The organism is Maribacter corallii (assembly GCF_047345415.1).
Lineage (GTDB): Bacteria > Bacteroidota > Bacteroidia > Flavobacteriales > Flavobacteriaceae > Maribacter_C.
In genome coordinates, this window is record NZ_JBLFEP010000003.1 from 59916 (window position 1) to 82427 (window position 22512).

At 43.8% G+C, this 22512-nt stretch carries 20 protein-coding genes and 1 pseudogene; 13 read left to right on the plus strand and 8 right to left on the minus strand.

The genetic code is table 11. From position 1 onward, the window contains the following. Positions 1-5: 5 nt before the first annotated feature. A complete protein-coding gene (locus ACKWCA_RS10160; RefSeq protein ID WP_413978084.1) occupies positions 6-1016 on the plus strand; it encodes an Atu2307/SP_0267 family LLM class monooxygenase in 1011 nt (336 codons plus the stop codon). 32 nt (positions 1017-1048) lie between these two features. On the opposite strand, the gene ACKWCA_RS10165 is transcribed toward ACKWCA_RS10160, so the two are convergent. From ACKWCA_RS10165 to ACKWCA_RS10195, 7 genes are all read right to left on the minus strand, one after another. Beyond that, the gene (locus tag ACKWCA_RS10165) at positions 1049-3223 is read right to left on the minus strand and encodes a xanthine dehydrogenase family protein molybdopterin-binding subunit (RefSeq protein ID WP_413978085.1); all 2175 of its coding nucleotides are present in this window, start codon (positions 3221-3223) and stop codon (positions 1049-1051) included. A gap of 19 nt (positions 3224-3242) precedes the next feature. Beyond that, positions 3243-3713, minus strand: a complete 471-nt coding sequence (locus ACKWCA_RS10170) for a (2Fe-2S)-binding protein (RefSeq protein WP_413978086.1) — start codon at positions 3711-3713, stop codon at positions 3243-3245. Between the two features lie 106 nt (positions 3714-3819). Next, entirely contained in the window at positions 3820-4212 is a 393-nt protein-coding gene (locus ACKWCA_RS10175; protein ID WP_413978087.1) for a VOC family protein, read from the minus strand. Between the two features lie 367 nt (positions 4213-4579). Further along, on the minus strand, positions 4580-5521 hold the full coding sequence (locus ACKWCA_RS10180) for an SMP-30/gluconolactonase/LRE family protein (RefSeq protein ID WP_413978088.1): 942 nt from the start codon (positions 5519-5521) through the stop codon (positions 4580-4582). 13 nt (positions 5522-5534) lie between these two features. Next, entirely contained in the window at positions 5535-6095 is a 561-nt protein-coding gene (locus ACKWCA_RS10185; protein ID WP_413978089.1) for a hypothetical protein, read from the minus strand. A gap of 12 nt (positions 6096-6107) precedes the next feature. Continuing rightward, the gene (locus tag ACKWCA_RS10190; RefSeq protein ID WP_413978090.1) at positions 6108-7193 is read right to left on the minus strand and encodes an adenylate/guanylate cyclase domain-containing protein; all 1086 of its coding nucleotides are present in this window, start codon (positions 7191-7193) and stop codon (positions 6108-6110) included. 189 nt (positions 7194-7382) lie between these two features. Continuing rightward, a complete protein-coding gene (locus ACKWCA_RS10195) occupies positions 7383-7802 on the minus strand; it encodes a DUF2141 domain-containing protein (protein WP_413978091.1) in 420 nt (139 codons plus the stop codon). Positions 7803-8029: 227 nt separating this feature from the next. Between ACKWCA_RS10195 and ACKWCA_RS10200 the strand changes: the two genes are divergently transcribed. Then, positions 8030-10192, plus strand: a complete 2163-nt coding sequence (locus ACKWCA_RS10200; protein ID WP_413978092.1) for a TonB-dependent receptor — start codon at positions 8030-8032, stop codon at positions 10190-10192. A 470-nt stretch (positions 10193-10662) separates the two neighbouring features. On the opposite strand, the gene ACKWCA_RS10205 is transcribed toward ACKWCA_RS10200, so the two are convergent. Further along, the gene (locus tag ACKWCA_RS10205; RefSeq protein ID WP_413978093.1) at positions 10663-11268 is read right to left on the minus strand and encodes a carboxymuconolactone decarboxylase family protein; all 606 of its coding nucleotides are present in this window, start codon (positions 11266-11268) and stop codon (positions 10663-10665) included. 98 nt (positions 11269-11366) lie between these two features. Between ACKWCA_RS10205 and ACKWCA_RS10210 the strand changes: the two genes are divergently transcribed. The 11 genes and pseudogenes from ACKWCA_RS10210 to ACKWCA_RS10260 all read left to right on the plus strand — a co-directional run bounded on the left by ACKWCA_RS10210 (position 11367) and on the right by ACKWCA_RS10260 (position 22436). Beyond that, positions 11367-12110 (plus strand): amidohydrolase family protein, encoded by a 744-nt coding sequence (locus ACKWCA_RS10210; protein WP_413978094.1) that lies wholly within the window; start codon positions 11367-11369, stop codon positions 12108-12110. A 153-nt stretch (positions 12111-12263) separates the two neighbouring features. After that, the gene (locus ACKWCA_RS10215) at positions 12264-13163 is read left to right on the plus strand and encodes an AAA family ATPase (RefSeq protein WP_413978095.1); all 900 of its coding nucleotides are present in this window, start codon (positions 12264-12266) and stop codon (positions 13161-13163) included. Positions 13164-13269: 106 nt separating this feature from the next. Beyond that, positions 13270-13646 (plus strand): annotated as a pseudogene (locus ACKWCA_RS10220) (GxxExxY protein). Positions 13647-13766: 120 nt separating this feature from the next. After that, positions 13767-14930 (plus strand): vWA domain-containing protein, encoded by a 1164-nt coding sequence (locus tag ACKWCA_RS10225; protein WP_413978096.1) that lies wholly within the window; start codon positions 13767-13769, stop codon positions 14928-14930. Positions 14931-15228: 298 nt separating this feature from the next. Beyond that, a complete protein-coding gene (locus tag ACKWCA_RS10230; RefSeq protein WP_413978097.1) occupies positions 15229-15693 on the plus strand; it encodes a (2Fe-2S)-binding protein in 465 nt (154 codons plus the stop codon). A gap of 2 nt (positions 15694-15695) precedes the next feature. Next, entirely contained in the window at positions 15696-18056 is a 2361-nt protein-coding gene (locus ACKWCA_RS10235; RefSeq protein WP_413978098.1) for a xanthine dehydrogenase family protein molybdopterin-binding subunit, read from the plus strand. Positions 18057-18197: 141 nt separating this feature from the next. Further along, entirely contained in the window at positions 18198-19004 is an 807-nt protein-coding gene (locus tag ACKWCA_RS10240; protein ID WP_413978099.1) for an FAD binding domain-containing protein, read from the plus strand. A gap of 102 nt (positions 19005-19106) precedes the next feature. Further along, positions 19107-20018: a hypothetical protein gene (locus ACKWCA_RS10245; RefSeq protein WP_413978100.1), complete on the plus strand. Its 912-nt coding sequence runs from the start codon at positions 19107-19109 to the stop codon at positions 20016-20018. 287 nt (positions 20019-20305) lie between these two features. Beyond that, the gene (locus ACKWCA_RS10250; protein ID WP_413978101.1) at positions 20306-20767 is read left to right on the plus strand and encodes a mobile mystery protein A; all 462 of its coding nucleotides are present in this window, start codon (positions 20306-20308) and stop codon (positions 20765-20767) included. Next, a complete protein-coding gene (locus ACKWCA_RS10255; protein WP_413978102.1) occupies positions 20758-21354 on the plus strand; it encodes a mobile mystery protein B in 597 nt (198 codons plus the stop codon). Before ACKWCA_RS10250 ends, ACKWCA_RS10255 begins: the two co-directional genes overlap by 10 nt. A gap of 170 nt (positions 21355-21524) precedes the next feature. Next, positions 21525-22436 carry a DUF6892 domain-containing protein gene (locus ACKWCA_RS10260; protein ID WP_413978103.1) on the plus strand — a complete coding sequence of 304 codons (912 nt, stop codon included), beginning with the start codon at positions 21525-21527 and terminating at the stop codon, positions 22434-22436. Positions 22437-22512: the final 76 nt, after the last annotated feature.

A 22512-nucleotide genomic window follows, 5' to 3' on the forward strand; every position in this document is an offset into this window, starting at 1 on the left:
TAGGTATGGAAATAGGTATAGATAGTTTCGCTGCTGCCCCAGATTCGGGCCTAAGCGAATCACAAGCATTGAATGAGCTGTTAGATCGCATCGTCATAGCCGATAAAGTAGGTCTGGATTCCTTTGGTATTGGTGAGCATCACCGCGAGGATTTTTTGGATTCGGCACCTACGATGATTTTGGCCGCAGCTGCCGCAAGAACGAAAAATATTAGACTAACCAGTGCCGTCACCGTGCTTAGTGCGGCGGACCCGGTTCGTGTATTTCAAAACTTCGCCACCTTGGATTTGATATCAAAGGGCCGAGCGGAAATAGTCGCCGGCCGTGGTTCATTTACCGATGCTTTTCCTTTATTCGGATATCAGCTTTCGGATTACGATGCTCTTTTTAAGGAAAAACTGGATTTACTATTACGACTACGCCAACAGGAGCGTGTTACTTGGTCCGGAAGGTTTCGTCCATCCTTGTATGATCAGCCAGTTTACCCAAGGCCTCTTCAGCAAAAGCTTCCGATATGGTTAGGAGTTGGTGGCACCCCTGCTTCGTTTGTGCGCGCCGGAGAATTGGGGTTACCTTTAATGGTGGCTGTAATTGGTGGGCAAACACACCGTTTCGCACCCTTGGTGCAAAGTTACCGGCAAGCAGGTGAGAAAGCTGGTTTTGCGCCGGAAGAATTGAAAGTAGGACTACACTCTTTGGGGTATGTTGCCGAGAGTACCGAAAATGCCATTGCGGACTATTATCCGGGGTACAGAAAAGTCTTTAACAAAATTGGTCGTGAACGCGGGTTTGCACCCGTGACACGAGAAGGATTCGATGCGCAAAATGCCAGGCCTCAGGGAGCACTTTTGGTAGGTGAACCCGTAGAAGTAGCCGAAAAAATCATGCACCACAGTGAGGCCTTGGGCGGTATTTCAAGAGTAACTTTTCAAATGGATGTGGGTATTGCACATGATAAATTGATGAAATCGATAGCACTGATCGGGGATACCTTAAAGCCCCTTTTAAGTAGTTGAATAGTTGTTAGGCCCAAACGTTACTACTTTTCTCAACCATTTAAAACTTCTAAAACGCGCTCCGGGGTGAAAGGCAGGTGGCGTAATTTTTTACCGGTCAATTTCAAAAAGGCGTTGGCAATCGCACCGGCTACCATGGGCGTTGCGGTTTCACCGACACCCTCAGGAATTTCGCTTGAAGTTATAAGCGCAGTTTCAATACTGTCCGGAACATCCTCCATGCGCAACAAAGGATAGTTATGGAAATTCGACTGCTGAACTTCCCCATTTTTAATAGTAATTCTTTCGTTGAGCACACTGCTCATGCCCATAATGATGCCACCCTCCATTTGGGCCTTCACGTTATCGGGTTGCACGATGACACCGGCATCCAAGGCAATCCAAAAATGATGGACCTTGATTTTCCCTGTAGCTGTGTCCACGGATATTTCACATACTCCAGTGCCTAAAGAGCCGTGTTCTACGAAAGCCATTCCCTTGGCGCGATCTTGGGCTATGGAACCGTTCCAATCGGATAGTTCAACTACTTTTTCCAGGGTAGCCAATGCCCTTGGGGAGTTCGCCATTAAAGTTCTTCGTAGGGCAACAGGATCCATGCCCTGATCCATGGCGACCTCGTCGAGCATGCATTCGATAGCGAATTTATTTGGACCATGACCTACGGAACGCCAATGTTTCAGTCGAACACCATGAGAGGTTTCGCGCCATTCGGCGAATTGATTGGGAATCGCATAATAGTCATTGTGCACGCCGCTGGCTACCAAATTCCCGCCATCACCGACCACCATATGAGAGAATCCATCAAGCTGTCCTTTGGCATCTAGGTATACGTTTAACCGCTGTAGCGAAATGGGCCGAAACGCGCCATGGGTAACATCGTCTTCCCGCGTCCAGATCAGTTTTACAGGTCGTGGTGCCATTTCCTTGGCCAGCACGGCACACTCTTCCACAAAATCGTTCATGCTTCTTCTTCCAAAGCCACCCCCAAGATAGTGTAGATGGACCGTTACTTTTTCAGGGGAAATCCCTAAGATATCCGGGACACCTAGTTTGGTATCAAACCCTTGTTGGCTTCCTACCCAAACAGCTGCACTTTCCAAATCTTCCGCGACTTGAATAACAGCATTCAGGGGTTCCAATTGGGCGTGGTATATATAATCATTTTTAAAGTCGGAAGTAAAGGTTTTTGATGCCTTTCGCATCGCATTACCAATGTCACCTTTTTCGACAACCACTTTACCCGTTTCCTGTTGGGCAGCGATTTTATCGTAGGCCTCATATACCTCCTGTGAATTGAATCCGGAAGCATCTGACGCGCTCCAGTCTATTTTTAAAAGACTTTTCGCTGCTAATGCATGTTCCAAGGTATTGGCGACAATGCCTATGGCGTACGCATAGGGAATCGTTTTTAGTACTCCGTCTTGGGCCAAAATTTCCGCCTCGTTCAATAGGGTGGGCTTGGCTCCATGCCGTTTTCCTCTTTCTAGTACCCCATACACCATATCCGGCAAACGGATATCTATGGCAAATTGCGCCTTGCCATTTACTTTGGAAGGGATTTCAGTTCTTTGGATATCAGTACCTACAAGACGAAAGTCTTTAGGGTGTTTGAGTTGCTCAAAGGTGAAATCCGGAAGCTCTTCCGTTAGAACTAAAAAAGGAACGAGCGCTCCATAACGGATTTCTTTTTTTATTTTTTTATGAAAGACGGTGCTCGCCTTTGTGGTCAGTTCGGAAATAGGAACTCCCCAATGTTTCGCAGCGGAATTCAACATGACATAACGCGCCTGTGCACCGGCTTTTCTCATGGTATGGTAGTAGCTGTTCGTGGTCCTACTTCCCACGGTGAACATGAGTTTACTGTCCGGAGCCCAACCTTTACCACCGTATATTTCGGCTACCTGTGGTGAAAATTCGACCTTGACTTTTGACCAATCCGCATCCATTTCCTCCGCAAAAAGTAGAGGTAACGAAGTCATGGAACCCTGGCCCATTTCCGCTGCCGGATTGTAAATGGTAATCTCGCCATCTTCGTTCAAGTGTACCCAAGCGGTAAGCTGATGCTGTTTCAATTGGTTGCGCATAGCCTTGACGTCTTTGCAAGAAATCAATTGCGGTAAAATTCCGGATACTCCTATGAAAAGGGCCACTCCGCTAGATGATTTCAAAAACTCGCGACGGTTGACAACTTTGGCTGTTTTAGGCATGATAGTTTCGTTTTAAGATCTAGGTTAGCGGCTTTTTCGAGGAAGCTAATTCGATGGCATCGATAATTCGCAAATAGGTACCGCAACGGCAGAGTACCCCGTTCATATAACTCTTTATTTTTTCCCTTGAAGGTTGCGAGTCTCCGTTCAGAAGCGCCGCGGCCTGCATGATTTGCCCTGATTGGCAATACCCGCATTGGGGTGCTTGGACCTCGATCCATGCTTTTTGAACCGGATGATCTGCATTTTCGGACAACCCTTCTATAGTCGTGATCTTTTGTCCATTCCCAAAGTTTTGAACTTGTAGCATGCATGCCTTCACAGGTGTACCGTCTACATGTATGGTACAGGCGCCGCACTGCGCTATACCACAACCATATTTGGTGCCGGTAAGTCCAAGATGTTCGCGCAGTATCCAAAGCAGGGAAGTGCCTTCGGAAGCTTCAAACGTATGCTGTTCATTGTTGATGTTGAGTGAATAGGTTGCCATGTCAAAAAGCTATTTCTCCCTAAGATACTCAAAACCAGAGAAAGTAGTATAGTCAAATCCATTCAGCTTGGTGCAGATTACCACTTAAAAGGGATATCTAATTGAATCACGACTTGATCGGCGTGCAAATCTCAATAAGCAAACCGTTATTATCGCGCAAATAACCGACTTTTTGCCCCCAAGGTTTTTCGACTAAAGGTTCATATATGGTCGCTCCGGCATTGATCGCCTTTTCAAAATCCGCCTCGATATTTTCCGTGGTAAAGGCCAATTCTATTCCAAAGGGCTTCTTGGTCCGTGAGGTTTGCTCGAAGCCTTGCTTAAAATTGGAGTTCCCCAAGGCAAAAGTTGCAAAAGCTATGGTCGTTTCTCCAGAAAGCAACTCGCCATAGTCTTTTTCGGGGGTAACAAATTTTTGGCTGAAACCAAAAGCGCTTTCGTAAAAGGTTATGGTATCAACTACATTTTCCACATAAATAATAGTGTACGCGTATGTCATTCGAATTAATTTTGAATCCTTAGGTTCCAGCTAAGTTAGGTCAATAAAACGTTGAAAAGTGACAAGAGTGATTTCAAAATACCAGCGGTCCTTGGGTTGCTGTCATTTTTAACTCAATTCAGAACGGGGCCACTTTCCCCAAGGGTACTATGTTTTGAGAACAATAGCGGTTGAACCATCTTTTACAATGATTTCAGTGGGAGGCACATACGCCTACGATCAATTAATTCCTTGTTTTTCCCAGGTCGAAGAAACGAAGTATGATTGCTAAACCAATAATCAGAAGGTAGCGTGTTTTTCTCGAAAGCCGATTATCTCGGAAACAATACGACGCAATTTTGAAGTGATAAAAACAAATAAAATTCTGTTAATCAATGGTGTATGTGAGCAATTTTGTTTTTGGGATGGTATCTGAAATCTCAAACTGCATCGTTTCCTGATTCAAATGGCCCAAATTGGAATTTCCGATGACAATGGCTTCGTTTCCTGCTACAGCAAAGGTGAGTGGTACATATAAATCCGGATTACCGCTATCGATAATCTCCATGTCAATAATCCCGTCTTGGGTGCTGTTCAATACCAGCTTTCGAAAATTAAAGCCGTTGGCGCGACTACCGTTTTGAATGGCATACAGATGGCCCTTGTAAAACTCTAGTCCATCAATACCTTGTGAGATTCCCAGGCTATCCGCTTCGTTAACAAGACGGCGGGTCGAAATATCCAAGATGCGCACTCCTTTTTCAAAAGAGGCAATATAAAGCTTGGTTTGATCATCGGATATCGCAATACCATTCGGGAATTGAATTTCTGGAGACTCGTAGAATAGTTCCAACGAATCAGTTCCCGGTTTCAAAATGAATACGGACGCACCTTCGGAATTGGTCACGTACAAATTTCCATCGGAGTCTTGGATAAGATCATTTAGGAAATCACCGGGTGCAGCGTTGTAGCGTTTGAGTAGTTTTTGGGTACTGCTATCAAAGGTGTACAATGCGGATAGGGAATCTGGCATTCGCGCATAGCCACCAATGGCGTGAACAAGGTTTCTTTGATCGTCGACTAAAATACCGACCCCAGGTTGGTAGCCAAACTCGTTGGCTGATATGAAATCGGTCTGTTTGCCCGAGTTTTTATCCACGGCTATGATTTTCGATTTAGCGACACTAGTTAGGTAAAAAGCGTTGTTCTTTTTGGAGTAGGCAATGCCCTCAGGGACCAGGTCCTTTTCATCCAGCACATAACTACTTGGTATTTTTGAGGCACATGCGACGAGCAATAATAGCAATGGAACCGTTTTTAGGTATGTCATTTTTCGAATTTCATTAAATCGATCCGTTCAATACTTTTTTTCGCTGGGTATGGGCATACTGATTATTTTTTTCGAAAGCGCCCAAATATGCGCCATCGTCATCAAAGTCGATGATCGTTCCGTTTTTCACAATAATACTGATGAGGTTATCCGTAGCGGATTCAACTTTTAGTTCGGCATATCTTGCATCAAGCACATCACTTTCATATTGAATCTGAACCGCTTTTATATAACTTTTTTCAAAGGTATCTTGCTTAGTATGCAAACCAAACTCCCGGAAATGCGCATTTTTTACCGTTTCACCCTCTTGGGGGATACAGCCATAATCCGCAACGGTAAAAGAGAATTGCGCTTCTTCCCAAAGGAGGTCCTTTATTTTTTCAAGGGCGCCATCGGGCAAATTCAGAACATCTTCGACGGTTGCGAACATCTTAGTTGAGATGTCCGGTTTTTTCGCATGATCGGAAAACAATTCAAACTCCAGTTCTTTTTCAAAAATGGGAACGTGGGCTTTAACATGGCCGATGCCGTATTCGTCCCAATTGATCTTAGCTGAAAATTCTTGTTTGTTCATCTGGTCGAATAGCTATGGGATTGGAGCAATGGTAAAGACATTCAGTGCTTTCTTTTTTCCTTTTAAAAGCAAGTTCCCAATAGACGCTGTGGTATAATTCGAGTCTATTTGCAAATCCTCTTTTAATTCTTCGGAGATTAACACAGGCACATTATGTTTGTTACATTCGGCCTGTATCCGTGCCGACGTATTGATGACATCCCCATGAAAGGCCAGTTCTTTTTTTACGACACCAACTTCCGCCACCATTAATCTTCCGCCATGTAGTCCTGCCTTAAATTCAGGAACTGTGCCATATTTTTCCGTATAATATGAATTTCTTGACTTCAATAGCGCTTGAAAGGCAAAGAAAAGCGCGACACAATTATTGTGGGCCAATCCTTTTTGATAGGGCCAACTGAGCACCGCTTCATCACCGACATATTGATAAATCTCGGCAGCGTACTTCGGAACTATGGCATTCAGATCATAAAAGCAATCTTGGATTAGTTGACTGTATCTGAAATGCCCTAGGGCCTCCGCAATGGTCGTCGACGATTTTAAGTCAAGAAACATAAAAATCCGTTTTTCTTCTTTCGGATTTTTATACGTACCCAGTAGCATTTTTAAAAACACTCCCTGTCCGAATTTTTCGTTGGCGATTTTGATGAAGGAAAAAATCAGGGAGGTAAGCAAGAAGTACAATACGGTAATCCAAAAACTTTTATCCTGACGCCACCAACCCAAATCGTTGTTTTTCTCGATACCGAATAATTGTGAGCCCAATTCGATCATCGAAGTCGATAGAATGACGATCAAGACAAGGTAAATCAGGGTTTTGACCAGTATATTGAGTCCTATAGAAAGCCTTTTGGATTTGTATTTCTCAAAAGAGAACTCCACCACGGCGTATAAAATTCCCATGATAAAGCCCGCCAAGGTAAAAAGGGGCAGTATTCCTGTCATGTGAAGATCGTTCTGAAAATCATCACTTATCGTAACGCCCGGTTCATCTTCAATACCAAAATAGCGAAACATCCCCCAGAGTACCATGGCAAACGTCCAGAACACAATGGATTTCCACAACTGGTTCAAAAATGTTTGAAGGGTTTTATTCATTGCTTCTACCTAAGAAGTATCAAGATACCTCATTTGGACTTAATAATGATATTCAAATCTATTTCTGACCATGCTTTTGATTACGTAGTTGGTGACTATAGTGAACCAAAGACTTTTTTCCTCAAAATTTTAGAATAAAAAAAGCCCGCCTTAGGCGAGCTTTTTTGTTTTTGATCGATGATTTTGTTTTTAGAACCGAATGGTGAATTCTTGATTTTCCCCGGTGAATTCAAATTTTGAGCTGTCGAAGCTTGGTGGACCGTACATGTTCATTTCTCCGGTAGTACCATAGCTCTCTAAGGGCATACCACTGGCATCCATATCCATTTGCTTGTTATCGTTCTTGTCGTGCATCACCATAATAGCATAGGTTCCGGGGGTAACGTTTTCAAAGGTCAAAATTACTTTGCCCTCGGCGGCCGGTGCTGCCGTATTAGCGACTCCCATTCCTTTCATAAAGGTATCTGCGGTATGAAGCCCCGCAAGTATCGTACCTCCGTCAGAAAGCACATTTTCAATGGTTACGGTAACGGTTGCTCCTGAAGTTTCTTGTGCGTTCATGGTCAATGTGATGAATGCGAATCCTAATAATAATGCTACTTTTTTCATGATGTTTTTGTTTTAGTGATTAATTATGACCCAAAGATGCGGTGGTATGTCTGCCTTTTGAAATGCATCTAACCGAATTGTTGATTTTTGCTACTGAATTGTGTCTTCATTTTTTTCCTTCAATTCACCCCCTAAAATTTACAGTTCGGTCAAACGGTTTTCCCTACGGTCTTCTCTGTTCGCATTTTTGCTTCATCAAACAAAAAGAACATCAGAAACGAACAATCATGAAAAATCAAATTCTACTTATTACCTGTCTTTTTTACACCTTGATCAGCCTTTCGCAAACGACCATATCTGGTCTAGTGACGGATGTAAAAGGAAATCCGATCGAAGGGGCTAATATTTATTTGGACGGTACCTACGATGGGGCCTCCTCAGACGCAAAGGGAGGATTCACTTTTGAAACCACAGAAACCGGAACCCAAAATTTAATCGTCTCGATGGTCGGATTCGATACCTATATGCAAGCAGGTGACATTTCGTATCTCAAAGATTTGAAAATCGAACTTGCGGAAGCGATCAATCAATTGACGGGAGTCACTTTAACGGCCGGGAGCTTTCAAGCTGGAGACAATTCAAAAGTATCGGTCTTAAAACCCTTGGATATCGTTACAACGGCAGGGGCGGCAGGTGATTTCGTCGGCGCTTTACAAACCCTACCCGGCACGTCAACGGTTAGTGAAGATGGGCGTTTGTTCGTTCGAGGGGGACAAGCAGGGGAAACGCAGGTCTTTATTGATGGTCTTCGTGTCTTTCAACCTTTTAACGCTACAGCGAATAATATTCCCACCCGAGGTCGCTTTTCTCCATTTTTATTCAAGGGAATCACCTTTAGTACGGGAGGCTATTCCGCTGAATATGGGCAAGCACTTTCCAGTGTATTGCTATTGAACACCACAGACGAACCGGATCAAGAGAAAACCGATATCTCCGTACTTTCGGTAGGAGCAGGGCTGGGGAAGACCGAAATTTGGGGTGATAAATCACTGAGTGTCAATGCCCAATACATCAACTTAGCGCCCTATCAATGGATTATACCCAATGAACAGGGTGCCCGTTGGAATAAACCCTACGAGTCTATTTCAGGAGAGGCCGTGTTTCGAAGTAAGACCGATAAAGGAATGTTCAAATTCTACACAGGCTTCAATCAGGCGAACCTGAATCTTGACCAAGAGGATATCAATTTTGACGAGTTTGTCAACTTTGGCCTAAAAAACAGTAATCTCTATGCAAATACTTCCTACAAGCACTTTTTTGATAAGGAATGGACGATGACGGCAGGGGTAAGTGTTTCTTCCGATCGGAATGACATCGCGTTTGACGTCAATGATATCGAAGCCAACGAAACAGCCGGACATTTAAAATTGAAATTAAAGAAGACGTTTAATAGTCGGTTTCAACTGAATTTCGGAGCGGAGCACTTTAGGACCAACTATGATAATATATTTACTGCACCCGATGGTTTTACATTTGAATCAGGCTTTAACGATAACCTCAGTGCAGGTTTTGCCGAGGCCGATATTTTCTTTAGTAACAAATTTGCCATGAAGCTTGGTGTACGGGGTGAATATTCAAGCTTTTTGGAAGATTCAAATATCGCACCGCGTCTTTCTCTTGCATACAAAAGCAGCGAAAAGGGACAGTTCTCTTTAGCGTATGGGGATTTCTACCAAAATCCTTTGGCGGAATCGTTACAGTTCGACCGTAGTTTGGATTTCGAGAAAACGTCGCATTACATTCTGAACTATCAGTATTTATCCGACGGCAAAACCTTTCGTGCCGAAGCCTACTACAAAGACTATGACGGACTCGTCAAATTCGATACCGAAATGCCTCAATTCGATTCGCAATTCAGTAATCTAGGTGGTGGTTATGCCACAGGTATCGATTTTTTCTGGCGTGATAATAAGAGTATCAAGAACTTGGATTATTGGGCGTCGTACTCCTATTTGAATACAGAGCGTGATTATCGAGACTTCTCCGAACGGGCCACTCCAAACTTTGCACCGACACACAGCCTTTCATTGGTGACGAAGTATTGGGTCGAAGATTGGCGTTCGCAGATCGGTGTATCCTATAACTACGGATCAGGTCGCCCCTATGACAATCCGAATACACCGGAATTTTTAGCGGAAAAGACCAGACCGTTCAACAGCCTGAACGTGAATTGGGCCTATTTGATTTCACAACAGAAAATACTGTTCTTCTCGGTAAGCAATATTACAGGATTTCAAAACGTAAATGGCTATCAATATGCCGATGCGCCTAATATGGATGGTATTTTCGATCGACGTGCGATACGACCCACTGCAGATGCCTTCTTTGTCGTCGGCTTCTTCTGGACCATCAGTGACGATAAGAGCAGCAATCAATTGGATAATTTATAGTTTATAGGAGTTAGGAGTTAGGAGTTAGGAGTTAGGAGTTAGGAGTTAGGAGTTAGGAGTTAGGAGTTAGGAGTTAGGAGTTAGGAATTAGGAGTTGGAGTTATGAGTTCAGAATTCAGAAGTATGTTGTCAGTAGCTTGAAGCACAAAGCTCGATGACGTGCGTAAAGCGTATAGCGTAAGGCGAATAGCGAAAAGCCAGCAACCAAGGGCCAAAAGCCAGCAGTTCGGAATTCAGAATCGAGTGTTCAGAAGTATGTTGTCAGTAGCTTGAAGCACAAAGCTCGATGACTTGTGTAAAGCGTATGGCGTAAAGCTTATAGCGAAAAGCCAGCAGTTAGGAATTCAGAATTGAGAATTCAGAAGTATGTTGTCAGTAGCATGAAGCGCGATGTCGTGCGTAAAGCGTAAAGCGTATGCCGTATGGCGTACGGCGTATCGCGAACAGCGCATAGCGAAAGCGCATAACGTTCAGGAATGCCCCCAGTTGTCTGGCTCGTCGTTTTGGTTGGGGGAGAGGCCTAGAATATCCCCCGCCGTGGTCGCACCCAAACCGATGACGCTTCGGTTGACATAATTGAAGTAGCTCACTACTTGATTGATTTCCAATACTTCACCCTCGGAGAATCCCACATCTTTGAGTGTTGTGAAATCCGATTTGACCACTTCTTGAACTCTTAAGGTCAATTTTTTGGCATAGCTAGCTCCAAGTGAAAGTTTCGCATCGAAGAACGTATCGAGCACATCATTTGTAACGGCATTTGCATAGCGCTTTGATTTCTCATCATCGTTCCATAACCGCTGGAGTCCTGCAAGATGATGGTCGAAACAATAATCACAGTGGTTCAGATGACTGACATAAACGCCTAAAGCTTCCAAGTACCATTTGGGCAATGAATTTCCGGAATGATGTAGCACAGCCTTATAGAGCGCCATATGTCCTTCCAGGGTATGCGGCCGTAGACTGTGTATTTTCAACACATTGTCCACATTGTTATTGGGGCCTTTGACTCTTTTGTAGAGGCGCTTTAATTTTCCTTGGGCCTTTTCGAAATCTATAGTTGTAATCCAGCTCATATCAAATTTTAAATAGTAGATTCCGGCTTGGAATATACTTAATATGATTTGGAAAGACTTATATTCATTGGAAAAAATCATTTCTTAATTGATGAGGTATGCCACTATTCGATGCTCATTTTCATATCATTGACCCGAAGTATCCTTTGTTTGAAAACAATGGGTATTTGCCTTCACATTTTACACTAGAAAATTATAGGGAAACGACTCAAAACTTGGATATTGTTGGAGGGGCGATCGTTTCCGGTTCCTTTCAGAAATTCGATCAAGAGTACTTAATCGATTCGTTACAGGAGCTGGGGCAAAATTATTTTGGAGTAGCCAATATTCCTGTTGAAATGACCAAAGAAGAACTCGATAACCTTAATAAATCCAATATCGTCGCCGTGCGATTCAATCTGAAACGGGGCGGCTCGGAGCGTATTGAGCATATGGTCAATCTCTCCAATCGATTGTACGAGGAATACAATTGGCATACGGAGTTGTATGTAGACAGTAAGGACTTACCCGAACTAGCTCCTGTACTCGGTCAAATCCCTAAGTTTTCCATTGACCACCTAGGCCTCTCAAAAAAGGGCATTCCTAGTTTGTATCACTGGGCGGAAAAGGGAGTGAAAATAAAAGTCACTGGTTTCGGAAGAATTGATTTTGACCCGATTCCCGTTATGCGGAAAATCCATAGCATCGACCCTACTGCCTTAATGTTCGGAACGGATTTACCATCTACCAGGGCGAAAATACCTTTTTCTGTAAGGGACATTCAACTGATCAAAGAAAACTTCACCGCGGCGGAACAAGAAAATATATTTTATAAAAATGCGATGGACTGGTATTTGAAATAGTACCGGTCTCCCATCCCTCCGCTAAAACGTAGTGTTCTGATTTTTTTGATCCGATCGTTCTGCTTCCTCATTTCGTAGGGCTATAGATGCCGCACCTTTTCATATTTGAACTTCAGTTTAGATTTGGTATCTTATTCTCAAAATCACCTATTGATGAATCCAACATCGCAAGAACTTCCCCAAATCAAGAAAATGCTCCACGAGCAAGGTTATATTGATGATGGCGCCATTGCCATGTCCGTCTTTTTGGCCATGAAACTTGAAAAACCATTATTGGTAGAAGGTCCTGCAGGGGTGGGCAAAACCGAGATCGCCAAGGTAATGGTACAAGCCATGGGAACAGAACTCATTCGGCTGCAATGCTATGAAGGTTTGGATAGCACGCATACGCTCTATGAGTGGAACTACCAATACCAGTTATTGTATTTGAAAATGCAAGAACACCAAGGCAAAGGGATTCAAGATCTGGAAGAGACCATTTTTTCGGATAAGTTCCTTTTAAAACGACCGGTGTTAAATGCGATTACACATAAAGAAAAGGCCGTTTTATTGATCGATGAGGTAGATCGTGCGGATGAGGAATTCGAAAGCTTTCTGTTGGAAGTACTTTCCGATTGGCAGGTGACCATTCCTGAGATAGGCACGATCAGAGCCACTCATAAACCCCAAATTATTTTAACGGGCAATCGTACTAGAGAGCTATCGGAAGCCTTGCGAAGAAGATGTTTATACCTCTGGATCGACTATCCGACCTTCGAAAAAGAACTGGCTATTGTGCAATCCAAAGTCCCGGAAATCGATCAACAACTCGGCATACAGATCTGTGCTTTTATGAAAGAATTGCGGGAGATGAAGCTCGAAAAGACCCCCGGGATCTCGGAAACTATCGATTGGGCCAAAGCATTGGCTAGTATGCATTTAACGCACCTAGATAAACAGATTGTTGAAGATACGCTTGGTGTGGTTCTTAAAGATTGGCAAGATATGCGCCATACCCGAGATTCCCTTTCGGAGCTCTTTGAAAGAACTGGGGTTAGCTCACGGTTGACGTAAACGCAAGGCGCGCGAAGAAGGCCCAAGGAAGGCTAGCGATTACTTCATCTATGTATGCTTCGTGACCTTTAGAAACCTTGGTGCTCCTAGCGATTAAACCCAGCATATGACTGAAAATGAAATTTCAAAGGTGATATTCGACTGTGCTCTGAAAGTACATAGAGCTTTGGGACCCCGACTTTTGGAAAGCGCCTATGAGGAATGTCTTTACTGCGAATTGAGGAAATCCGGGTTGGTCGTGATAAAACAAAAGTCTCTACCCTTAGTATATGAAGAGGTAAAATTAGAAGTCGGTTATCGGATAGACCTTATTTAGAAAATAAAGTTATCATTGCGGTAAAAGCAGTAGAGGCCTTAAACGATGTTCATCTAGTTCAGCTATTACCCTATTTAAAATTATCAAATTGTAAATTGGGCATGTTGATCAATTTCAATGTGACTTTAATTAAGAACGGAATTCGAAGAGTAGCCAATAATATGTAAGTAGACTCACTGTACAGTGAGTATCGCAGAGTTTAAAAGGATCAAATAGACATTAGAAACCGATACTTAGCGTTCGTTGCGTAAACTTTGCGTCCCTTGCGTTTAAGTCAAAGTAGTGATATGCAGTCAACCCCAACACACCAAACAGAACTTTCGGCCAATATTGTGCTGCTATGTCGTTTTCTGAGAAGAAAGGGATTTAACATCACTGCTACCGAGGAGGCCGATGCCCTTAGGTCGATTGCAGTGCTTCCCATACATTCTGAATACTACTTCCAAGAGGCATTGAAGGCTGTTCTTTCCAAGAGTGAATTCCAACGGTCGCATTTTGATGCCTACTATCTCGATTTTAAAAAACAGTTGGAGAACGCTTCCGATTCCAAGGTCAAAGAAGTCCCTGAAGAAAAGAGGCAGCCGGAAAAAAAGTCCAAAGCGGCCCAGTTTGAAGCCTTGAAGGACTGGTTGAACCTGAGTCCGTCGGAGGAGGAGAAGGAAATCGCCGCTTCTAGTCCGATAGACGTGCTGACCAAAAAGGATTTCCTCGATTTAAGCGAAGACGAGATGCGCTTGATGATGCGGGTACTGCAAAAGCTAGCGCGAAAAATGGCACATCAAAAAAGTCGTTTGCGGAAGAAGTCCAAACGACAGCAACATGTGGATCTCAAACGCACCATACGGACGAATATGCGCAAAGGAGGGGAAATACAACAACTGGTCTTTTCCGAAAAAAAGAACCGTAAACTAAAACTGGTACTGCTCTGCGATGTAAGCCGTTCGATGGATCTGTACAGTCGCTTTTTCATTCATCTGATGTATGCGTTTCAGAACGCCTATGATAAAATAGAGACCTTGGTATTCAGCACTGCCCTACATCGGGTAAGTACGCTATTGGACAACAACGAATTCGATACGGCCTTCCGCATGATTTCGGATCGCGTACCCCATTGGTCCGGAGGAACGACCATTGGTTCTTGTCTTCAGGATTTCACCCAAAACCATGGCCATGGCATGTTGGATAAGAAAACGGTTGTCTTGATTTTATCCGACGGATGGGATACGGGTGAACCTGAAATCATGAAAGACGCTATGAAAACCATTCACAAAAAATCGAAAAGGGTGATTTGGTTAAATCCGCTCGCGGGGAATCCTGAATTTGCTCCAGAGTCCATTGGGATGCAAACGGCGCTTCCATATATCGATATCTTGGCGTCCGCCCATAATATGGAAAGTCTAAAATCGGTTTTGCAGCAACTTCGCAGCAAACGTAAATTACCAAATCGCTAATTTTGTCGACCGTATTTTGATAGACTCTTGAACAGATGTGCTAATAAGTATGGAATACGTAAAATACTTCCCAAAATAGTTATGAAAAACCAACGCTTCTTTTTATCTTAATTGTCAAATTGGTGATTGTAAGAACACGGTCGGTTTGAGTGGAGTCGAAAACGATCACGAAGTCTCAGGGAAGCGATAGGGGAACACGACTGCCGAAGGAAGTCCGTCCGATGGGCTAGTGTTGCACAAGAAACAGATTCCTTTTTCCGAGATCAAATCCTGATAACACTTTAAAATCGTAAGATATATGCAAATTTCAATGACAATTAATGGGAAGACGTATTCCCATGATGTTGAGCCACGTATCAGCTTGGCCCAATATCTTCGAGAAACCTTGAACTTGACCGGCACGCATATTGGCTGTGATACCAGTGGCTGTGGATCCTGTACCGTTCACGTTGATGGTGCTGCGGCAAAGGCCTGCACCTTGTTGGCCGTGCAGGTCGATGGATCTGAGGTAACCACTATTGAGGGCATGGCCAATGGAAACGAAATGCACCCGATTCAAGCCGCATTTAAGGAAAACCACGGATTGCAATGCGGTTTCTGCACGCCCGGTATGGTCATGACGGCGGCCGACATCCTGAAGAATAATCCCAATGCCTCCGAAGAAGAGATTCGCCACGGACTTGAAGGCAACTTCTGCCGTTGTACCGGCTATCACAATATTGTCAAATCGATACAGCATGCTGCTGAAAAAATGAACGCATAACTATGGAAACATATATAGGACAATCCGTAAAAAGAAGAGAAGACGATCGGTTTTTGAAAGGAGCTGGAAAGTATACCGATGATATCAAACTACCGGGCATGACGCACTCTGCCTTTGTTCGTAGCCCATATGCCCATGCGAAGATTTTGAGTATTGATACGACACAGGCCAAGGCTGCCGAAGGGGTGGTCGCGATCTACACGGCCGAAGATGGCTGCGGCGCGTACGGGGTGCCCTGTGGATGGCAGGTGGATTTCAAAAACGGGGAGACCATGCGCGAACCCCAACACCCATTATTGGCCAAAGATAAAATCAAACATGTGGGTGAGGCGGTCGCCATTGTCATCGCCGAGACGCAAGAACTGGCGCGCGATGCTGCGGAATTGGTCGAAGTCAAATACGAAGGCTTGCCCGCGGTAACCTGCCCTAAAAAGGCTATGGAGCCTGGTGCGCCCAAAGTACATGACGATTGGGGAGACAACGCCTCTTTCGATTGGTGTATCGGAAACGATAGGGCGGAAGTGGAGGCCGCCCTGGAGCAGGCCCACCACGTCACCGAAATGACCTATAAGAACCATCGTGTGGCCCCGAATGCCATCGAACCACGAAGTTATATTGCGGACTATGATGTGAACGGGGATAAATGGACCCTCTATACCAGTACGCAGAACCCACATTTGATCCGCTTGTTACTATGCGCTTTTGCCCTCGGTATTCCCGAGCATAAAGTACGTGTAGTATCCTATGATGTAGGGGGCGGTTTTGGAAGTAAGATCTACCATTATACGGAAGAAGCCTTACTGACCTGGGTTTCGAAGGAAATTGGACGGCCTGTCAAATGGACCTCCGATAGAACAGAGGCCTTTTTGACCGATGCCCACGGACGTGATCATATCGTTCACTCCAAAATGGGCTTTGATCAAGATGGAAAAATCGTGGCGCATCTTACCGACGAGTACTGTGCGATGGGGGCTTACCTATCCACTTTCGCACCTGCCGTACCGACTTATTTGCATGGAACCCTATTTCAAGGGGTCTATACCACACCGCTGATTCATTTGAATGTGGTCGCGCCGTTTACCCATACGGTGGCAGTAGATGCCTACCGCGGGGCCGGAAGACCAGAAGCGACGTATCTCTTGGAGCGTATCATTTCAAAAGCGGCCAAGGAGATGGACATGGACCCGGCGGAACTCCGTTTCAAGAATTTCATTCCTCCTTTCGATGGGGTAAACGAACCGGGTTACCAAACGCAGGTCGCCCTTCAGTACGATAGCGGTAATTATGAAGCGGTACTGAAACGCGGACTAGAAATGTTGGGATATGAAGACTTTAGAAAAGAACAGGCCGAAGCCCGAAAGAATGGAAAGCTCTTGGGGGTAGGGATTTCTACCTATATCGAGGGCTGCGGTATCGCCCCTTCGGCGGTAGTTGGGGCTTTAGGAGCCCGAGCCGGACTCTATGAAGTAGGCCATGTGCGCGTACAGCCGACCGGAAAGGTTTCGGTATTTACCGGAGCACATTCCCACGGACAAGGACATGAGACCGTATTCGCCCAGTTTGTAGCCGATAAATTGGGCATTGCCATGGATGATGTGGACATCGTTCATGGAGATACCGACCAGGTCGCCTTTGGAATGGGTACCTATGGCTCACGAAGTCTTTCCGTTGGAGGAAGTGCGATCATCAAGAGTATCGATAAGATTTTGGAAAAAGGAGCGAAAATAGCAGCACATAAATTGGAAGCTGCCGAGGAAGATTTGGACTATGCCGAAGGCAAATGGACCGTAAAAGGAACCGATAAATCCATTTCGTTCGGGGATGTCTCCCTGACGGCTTATGTGCCACATGACTATCCGGAAGGACTGGAACCCGGACTTGATTTCTCCAGTTTTTATGACCCGACGAATTTCACCTATCCCTTTGGGGCGCATATTGCTGTAGTGGAGGTTGACTCGGATACGGGAAAAGTGAATTTGAAGCGTTTTGTGGCCTGTGATGATGTCGGCAACGTAATGAACCCGATGATCGTAGACGGACAGATCCATGGAGGGGTTGTACAAGGTGTCGGACAGGCATTGCTTGAGGAAGTGGTCTATGACGGCGAAGGTCAAATGACCACCGGTTCGTATATGGATTATGCGATGCCACGCGCTGATGACGTGCCGATGATCGAAACCGACCGCACGACTACCCCTTGTCCCCATAATCCCTTGGGTGTCAAAGGAGCAGGGGAGGCCGGCGCCATTGGTTCCACCCCAGCGGTCGTAAACGCTGTAGTCGATGCCCTATCGCATCTCGGTGTCACCGATATTCAAATGCCGGTCACCCCACAACGGGTTTGGAGGGCGATGCAAAACTGAGACGCGAAGCGTTATTCGCCATACGCCTTAAAAACGACGAAAAGCAATGGGCGAACAGCGAATAGCGTACCGTACCGTAAGTAACCTATTAAAACAACGATTCCTGCCTAAGCGGGAACCACAATAAAAAAATAGAACACAATGATACCAGCAAAATTTGATTATAAGAGAGCATCATCGGTAAGTGAGGCGATAAGCCTACTTGGCGAACATGGTTCGGAGGCGAAAGTGGTTTCTGGGGGACATAGTTTGGTGCCCGCTATGAAACTGCGGATGAGTCGCCCTGAGGTATTGATCGATATCAAACGCATTCCCGGTTTGGATACCATTACCGAAGAAGGCGATGAGATCGTTATCGGCGCCAATTGTACCCATAGCCAAGTGATGCGCTCCGAAGTCGTACAAAACCACCTGAATATCGTATACCAAGCGGTCAGTAAGATCGGGGATGTACAAATACGGAATCGGGGCACCATAGGCGGAAGTTTGGCTCATGCCGATCCCTCATCGGACTATCCGGCGGTCGTTTTGGCCTGCGATGCGACGATTGAGGTCGAAGGGAAAGAAGGGAAACGCAGTATTCCCGCAACAGAATTTTTCTTGGGACTCTTTTGGACGGCCTTGGCCGAAGAGGAGATCATTACGGCCATCCGCTTTCCGAAAGTGGCCAATGGCACGTACCAGAAGTTTTTTCAGTCCGCTTCCCGCTTTGCGGTGGTGGGCGTGGCTGCGGTACAGGACGGCGATGGTGTGAAAGTGGGTATTACAGGAGTAGCAGGCACTCCCTATCGCGCTACCGCAGTAGAGGATGCTTATTCTGGGAGCTCCGATGCCGCCGAGCATGCTGTGGATGGTATAGAAGATCTGATGAGCGACCATTTTGCTGATGAGGCCTACCGCGCCCATTTGGCAAAAGTGATGGTTAAAAAGGCCTTAGAGGCACTTTAAACCTCAATGTAATATAAGAAGTATATATTTTTATATCTTTAAGACTGATACACCCCGATGTCGACATCGGGGTGTTCTGTTTTTATGTCAAAGAACTGAACTATGATAAGAGAATTGGTAATAGCATTGGCCCTAACAGTGCTGGCATCGAAGGGAATTGCCCAGGAAACTTCCGTGGATACGGCCAAGCACGAGGGACTTCAACAACTGGAGTTCGAAAGTACCTTTAAGGTACTCCATAGTACCGGTGAAGCGGCCCATGCCCAAGAAGAGGCTGCATTGGTAAACGAGGCCTACCAGTTTCTGACTGCTATCATGGGAGAGAAGAGCGATTTTTGTCTCCTCGTGCTTTCCGAAAAAGATTGGGCTACCCACGCCTATTTGCCGGTTCCGGGCATGCCGGAATACTATAAAGGTAATCTGATTGTCGGGGCTGGGAAGAATAGTATGGCCGATGGTTATGAGCAGATGCTGGGCGGTTTTCCTCCGGAAATGACAACGGAACTCAAAGCCGTATATACCAACGCTGAAGGGGAGTTCGATATGCAGCTTTTTTTCGACAAGCTTTCGATTCACGAGCTGACCCATAGCTTTCAGGATCCCAACAATTCGGGAGGCTTTTCGATGAGTCGATGGTTAGAGGAAGTGCATGCCAATATGGGCCTCTATGCTTTTTATAAGTACCAAAGACCGAAAGAGTTGATATACATAACTAGCTTGGTCGACTTTAGTCTAAACAATCCTCCACCACAACAGCAGTATAACAGCCTGTCGGATTTCAATACACACTATTATGAACTATCTCCGGGAGACTATGGGTTCTATCAAATGAAATTTACGCGAGCGGCCCAACGGATTATAGATACTCTTGGGGTCGAGGTACTGAAACCGCTCAATGATTTTCTGATCAAATACGACGAGAGCTGGTCGGACCAATTGGATGAGGCTGCTTTTCAAAAGCGCTTGGCCACGGAAGTAGATCCCTTTATCATTGAGGCGATGGAGGCTTTCTAAGGTTTCGGACGACCTTATCTTCGGAGTTTTAACCCAAAAGCTGTTCGAATGTTTAGCATAGCGTACAAAATTCGTACAAAACCGTCATTTTTCTTGCCATTGGGTGGTTTAGTGCTGTATTTTACATCTATAAAAACAAGTTGGCTTCAATTTAAACAACAACACAAAGTAAACATATAAGTTTACTTTTTTATTTTTTTGTAAACATATATATTGACTTTTTAATATATTTGTAAATGAATACGTTTACATTGTTTTTATTTTGTAAACGTGAATATTTACAATGTATGAGAAATAAACGAAAACTTTTAATTGAGCAATTGGACCAAAAGTTACAGCCGTTCTATGAAAGTAGAAAAACCCTGGTTCCAGAACGTGGATGGACAAATACAATCCGGACTACACTCAATATGACAATGGCCCAACTTGGTACCAACCTAAATATAACAAGACAAGGTGTAAAAAGAATTGAGGAGAGTGAGGCTAATGGCTCGATAACGCTAAATTCCTTAAAGGATGTAGCCAAGGCAATGGATTTAAAATTGGTATATGCACTGGTCCCAAAAAATGGGACCATCAACGATTTAATACAACTAAAAGCAGAAAAGTTGGCCCAAAAAATAGTATTGCGGACCAATCAAAATATGAAATTAGAGAACCAAGGAATTGGGGATGAAAAGATAGCCATAACTATAAAGGAACTTGCTAATGAAATAAAACGAGAGATGAGGAAGTCATTATGGGATTAGAATTCGATTACAAAGATGGACAAACACCATTGGACGAAGATGAAAAGGAAGGTCTAAAAATAAAGTCAATTACCACTCAAGGAGAACTAGATGAATTTGAGCAACTGAACATTGAAAATGCGGTTGAATGGACTATTCACACAAATTTGAAGCCCGAAAAAGTACTTACCGAAAAATTTATCAAGGATTTGCATAAACGAATGTATGGAGATGTATGGAAATGGGCAGGTGAATTTAGAAGAACTGAAAAAAACATCGGTATTCCATGGGTCCAAATTGAAGTCGAGTTAAAGAATCTATTGGACGACACCAAATATTGGATTGAGAATAAAACGCATTCACCTGATGAAATTGCAATAAGATTCAAACATCGAATAGTTTCTATTCATTGTTTTCCAAATGGAAATGGAAGACATTCAAGAATAATGGCAGATATAATAATGGAATCAATATTTGAGAAAGAGGTTTTTAATTGGAACCAATCGAATATGGTCAGAGCTGATGAAATAAGGAAACAGTATATTGACGCATTAAAAAAGGCTGACAATGGGAACATTTCACCATTACTAAAATTTGCAAAAAACTAAAGCTAATAATGCAATGGCTATACGTAATTGCATGTTCTCGCCTACTTTGGAAATTCCGCAGCAATTTCCAACTTGGTGTGTACCTGCCTGCCTGGAGGCTTGCAAGGTTAAGTGCTAACCCACGCAACTACTCATAACCGATACCTTTGTAGCCAATTTGAGATGAGAATATGATAAACATTTTTAATCAAAAAAATAAATCTTCCGATGTCACAATACGAATCGATAATGACAAACTTTTTATCAACGAAAAAATCATTGAGTTACCCATAAGTAGCGATGGCTTAACAGAATGTTTTGGGAAACCATCTGAAACTACTGGAAATGAGATTTACTGGAAAGAGTTAGGTATAAGTACGAACCCACACGGGAATGGTCGAACAAATCATTTGACCTTACATACAGACTATAATCCTATGGAAGCTAAATCTAAAGCTGAACAAAAGCCGTACTTCAAAGGAAAAATAATTGTAGATGGTTCTGAAATCAATAAAAAACATTTCAACAATGTTACGATGCGAAAATATGAGATTAAGCACTTCACATATACTGGTAAAAAAAGCCCTTGCTTGATTAGTATTTCCTATAATATCATTTTTGATAAAGATTTTGTGAAGCCTAAACTGACAAAAGATAAGTATACCATCAAGAAATTAGACGAAGAGCAAATCGAGTTTAGAGATTTCGGTTTTAAGTTATCGGTTATTCAAGAGTTAATGTATATCAAAGAACTCTTGGCACCTAAGTTTGACTTAATTGAATTTGTAGAGTGGTATGACAAAAGGAAAATAGATATTGAAAAAGAAGGTTATGAGCCCATACCGGAAGTAACCCAATATTTTAAGGATTTACCGATTCCTAAGAAATATGCATCTGAAATCACTGAAATCTATCAAGATGGCGGAAATGACATTTATATGCAACTTTTAAGGTCTGGGGAAGGGTGGGAAAAGTATTGGGACATCGAGTCTATTGAAGATGTAAAACACTTTCCAAACTTAAAGAAAGCCATAGTATGCTATGCAAAAGATACTATAGTTGACGAAATGAATAGTATTGGAATTAAAGCCGAATGGATATAAAAATGAGCTACAATAATGACTTTTAGTCATTGCCTGCCTGTCGGCGGGCTTACAAAGTTAAGTGCTAAATCACACA